The following is a 4,428-nucleotide window of genomic DNA, read 5'->3' on the forward strand; positions in this document are numbered from 1 at the left end:
CTGGCAACGCTATAATCAGTGCCTGCATTAACAATTGAATATTCCATATAAATCCGTGAGTAAATAAACTCATCACGATACAAACAAGAGGATATACAGCGAGTGCTGAAACAAGTATCGGCATAAGATGACGCAAAGCAAACGATGAACGCGACCAACCCAACAATAAGTAGCTTCCCAATGTTCTATACGAAAGATATCCATCAGCGATTATCGTAATTCCAAGAAGCAACACTGTTACAATGCAGACAATAATAAAAGTAAGTTGATTAAAACTATTGGATCGTGCTATTCCAGATTTTCCACGTTGAAAATCTTGATAGGTTGTACCAGCGATGCGAGCAGCTTGAGTAACTAATGCATGGTAGTCTCGATTGGAAAGTCCCACAATCCTGTAATCGCCAAGCTTTGTTTTACTATTGTCGACGAGGGCATCTAATTGACGAACAACTAAACGCGAACCCTCAATGGAAATAGTGGGCAGATCAGCAAGCATATCTGCTTTTGCCATATCAAGTCCAAGCGTTTTGCTACTTTCGCTGTGCAATAATTGCGTAAAGGCATGCGATGTCAGAATCGGCGTTCCGAGATATGACAAGGTAATAAGGTCTTCTTTACCTCGAGGATTGCCAAATATGCCAAGCTCAAAACCATCTACACCAGCATCACTCGCTGCCAAGCGCATATCATTACGAACCACAAAAGCATTATGCTGAGCAACAGTATTCTTGAGTAATGCATAAATTTGATCAGCTTTGTCTTCTGTCACACCGCGCAATGAAAAAAGGCGACTCGTTTGTGGATATATAGCAATACAATCACCCAAGGAGTCGTTCATTTTTGTCAAACCTAACAGCGATGCAAATAATGCAAGCAGAAGAACAAGTGCGCATGACAATGAACGCAACAATCGAGACATCGCATCCCCTATGATAAGTTATTCATACATACAGATTATTTGCAATCCCAATAGGCAGTAGCACGACCAGTGCCTACAAAGGCTGTAGCATTTGCTAATTCTCCAGGCTTTTTCCAGCCAGAAAATACATCATTAGCGCCGGCAGCATGCGTATACTTGTGAGTCTGCACGTGCGAGTAACTATAAACTGCCAACCAACGACCATGTTCCCAGTTGACAGGAGTTCCTTTATAGTAAACAGTTTCAGCTGCAGCAATGCCGCATGGAACTAATGCCATGGAAATTGCTAACACTACTGTCGATGCAATACGTGAAATTTTCTTCATCGTAAACCTCCAACTTATTTGTTGAGGGGGGCAATGTGTCTCCCACTAACATGATAGATTTATTTGTTTGTTGCGTCAACAAGAAATGTTAAGGGCGTTTTTTAATCGAGTACTTGGACCTATTTCAATCGAGTACTTGGACGAACCTTTGCGCAGCGATGTAAGTAGGCGGTTAATCTGTGACATATAGTGCTGTTTCGTTGTTATTTTTGTGTTTTATAAGTCCTGTAACGCTATTCTTTTATCTTCTGCAGACTGCTTAGATGACGTATCGTCTTTCTTAAGAGAATGCGCATATCGAATAAGACTTCTTGCAATAAAGAACACCAATACACATATAACAAGTGCAATAAGAATGTCAATTATCGAACCAAAGGAGCTTAGGACAATTTTTTAGACATTTTGTGCAACCATAGCACGATGTTCCATAATTGTCTTTTAAGCCCCATTTTAATTCTGTGATTGTTGTAAAAATCAATATAAGTATGAATAGCTTGACGTAATTCTTCTGTACTATCCCAGCTATGTTGCAAGAAGGTTTTCTCTTGCCAGAAGAAGACTATCTCCTTGATATTAAAAACCATAAATAGATTCAAAAATGCATGTTTAGACCATTTGAGCCAATCTGTTTCATTATTACTATTCTCTTTAACTACTCTAATCTTGCGCTCTAAAAGACCAATACGTTGCTTAAGTGGAATTATTTTGCCAGTTGTTGCATTATAACGACTAACTAAATAAGGAGCTTCTCCGCACGTTATTTCCATTCGACGTTCATCTACATATGTCATTCAATTTGTTGAGCGTTTCTCTGAAAACTCAATTTTTTCTGTGGTAGAAATCCAAATTTTATCTTTACTATGATTAAAAACACCTTTTCTACCAAACCACGCTTCTCTCTCCCACCACCATACAACACAGTACATTTCCTTCTGAGTAAATTTTCCCAATTCACAGCCTGGGTGCAAAGTGTGTGCACTTTTTAACGTTAACATCCTGTGCACTCAACCCTAGAGCGTTGATATCTTCCCTCATACAGCCAAAACATCATTCAAAACGCCACTTAAAACGTCATCTTGGCGTTTTAGCACTTTGGCTTGATCTATAAGTGCGCTTTGGAGTGCCTTAAAATGCAGATGAATATATTATTATCTCAATTCTTATAAATAACTTCCCAATAGCCGTTCTGACTTGTCCCGTGGCGTATAATTACGGAATTCTTCTTTAGCTTGTTCATATAATATTTCACAGTATTAACATCCCAGTTTAATTCATTCGCAATCTTTGCTTGTGTATGATCCGGATGCTTCAGTAATAGATTAACTAACGTCTTATCTCTTTCGCTCAGTTCAGCTTGCATAGTACCTTGGGTAGTCGGTCCAACTGTAGCCGTTGCAGCCTCAGAAAGAGGAATCACTGTCGTAAAAACATCTGCCTCTGTAAAGACAGGCTCCCCACCCGAATACATCTTCGTGTATTTATAGCTGTTGCGCATACCGCTTCCCAGTTCGTCAGCAAGACCTATCTCACGGAACACTTTTGCTATCGGCGGATTCTTTGCAAATGGCTTGAATGTGTTCAGATTCAAGTTTCCGTGCCCATGCGCAAGGTTCGCATTCTCTGTTGTAATCTTATCCCGTTCAATGACAAGCTTCGGTACATATCCACTGGAAAAATCACGGTGCATCAACAAATTGGAAATAATCTCACGCAGGATTTTATCTCTGGCGCTTATCCGCTGGACACCATCCAATGTAAAAACATCATTCAGATGCTTCTTTCCAAATTCCATCAGACGATCATAACTTTCAATCAGGTTTGTGATCACCACATCCCTGTCATCATAACGATCAACATTGAACACTCTGAAAATAGCGTCTGTCTTATGCTGAGGTAACACGGACATGATACGGTTATCCGTACCAAAGAGCAAGATTGCCGCAAGTGTGATACCTTCTTTGTTTGTTTCCGGATCCTCAAGTATAAGCCCACAGCTTCTGAGCATCTCCTCATCCGTCATGTCAATCCACGGATGGTGCTCAGTATTCACTCTCGTCATTCTCCTTGCTCGATCCATAAGATCATGGCGAAGGCTTGAAACCGGGATGGCAGTATGGGAGACTTGATTTGTCTATACAAGCGGGACGGTCATTTTGCTTTCGCTTCAGCATATCTATCTTTGCCCCACCAATTTGGCAGGAGCTCCTTCAATGTAACAGTCTTCCGCTGTTCAAAGTCCTCCATAATCTCCATTTTTTCATTTTCTTCATTCAATTGATAAAAGAACTCTCTACACGCTCCACAAGGCATACCGCTTCCCGCGCCATAAGGTGCCTTGTCACGGAATGCGATAAAGCGCTTCACCTTCGTCTGTCCGCTATTCACATACATATTAAGAGCGGCCACGCGTTCTGCGCACAAATTAAGAACCCCACTGCAGCTCTCAATGCAGAAACCCGTGAAAATTTCTCCGTTTTCAGCTTCTATTGCACATACAACATGATGTGCGTAAATGAATGGAGAAACTTCCTCCGGATGAAATTGTGGCTTCGCCTTTTCATACATTGTATCCCAAATATCCATATATTCCTTTTCTCCTAAAATACCTGAATTTATCGCATAGGCCTTCCTATTTGAATATACTATAGTTTCATCATGATCTTTCCTGCCGAAAACTATTATCCGAATTAGATATCTATCTCACAGCCACAACTACCCCAACATCTAACTCGGCAACTCAACATAGTGACATCTATTAAGGCAACTCAACTCTCATACTTTTTGACCTGATCTGCCCTTGGATAAGTTACCGAGAAGCGTTCGTCCTGCCCGATGCTGAATTTGCCCGATTGCCAGAAAACCGCAGTATTACTGGACTTTCGCGACTATTTCCCCTCGACCCTTGACATCAATACGACAGTCTCACATGTTTCAAGACTACCCTGATGATAACCATGCATCAAGAAAAGAGCATTAACGTTCGTTGCAGGAAAGAAGCTGGCAAAGGGAATGTCATATGATGATAAAAGTCTAAGACACTACAAACTGGGATTTGTATTTTACTTAAAATTGTATTATTTTATTAGCGATATCTTCTACAAATCGCTTATCGTGTTCCACAAATATGAGTGTAGGCTTTGCTTCTTTTATAATTTCCTCAATCTGTATTCTTGATATTACATC

At 40.5% G+C, this 4,428-nt stretch carries 3 protein-coding genes and 2 pseudogenes; all 5 read right to left on the reverse strand.

The window, feature by feature from the left end:
• Positions 1 to 919 (reverse strand): annotated as a pseudogene (locus tag ACLD5M_RS06155) (hypothetical protein); the annotation flags it as partial.
• Between the two features lie 35 nt (positions 920 to 954).
• Entirely contained in the window at positions 955 to 1,245 is a 291-nt protein-coding gene (locus ACLD5M_RS06160) for a hypothetical protein (RefSeq protein ID WP_065189717.1), read from the reverse strand.
• Positions 1,246 to 1,625: 380 nt separating this feature from the next.
• Complete coding sequence (locus ACLD5M_RS06165) at positions 1,626 to 2,036, reverse strand: IS3 family transposase (protein ID WP_410294654.1); 411 nt, start codon at positions 2,034 to 2,036, stop codon at positions 1,626 to 1,628.
• Positions 2,037 to 2,398: 362 nt separating this feature from the next.
• Positions 2,399 to 3,361 (reverse strand): annotated as a pseudogene (locus tag ACLD5M_RS06170) (winged helix-turn-helix transcriptional regulator); the annotation flags it as partial.
• 32 nt (positions 3,362 to 3,393) lie between these two features.
• Positions 3,394 to 3,828, reverse strand: a complete 435-nt coding sequence (locus ACLD5M_RS06175; protein WP_012913980.1) for a cytidine deaminase family protein — start codon at positions 3,826 to 3,828, stop codon at positions 3,394 to 3,396.
• Positions 3,829 to 4,428 lie beyond the last annotated feature (600 nt).

This window comes from Gardnerella sp. Marseille-Q9185, from assembly GCF_046508745.1.
Classification (GTDB): Bacteria; Actinomycetota; Actinomycetes; order Actinomycetales; family Bifidobacteriaceae; genus Bifidobacterium; species Bifidobacterium greenwoodii.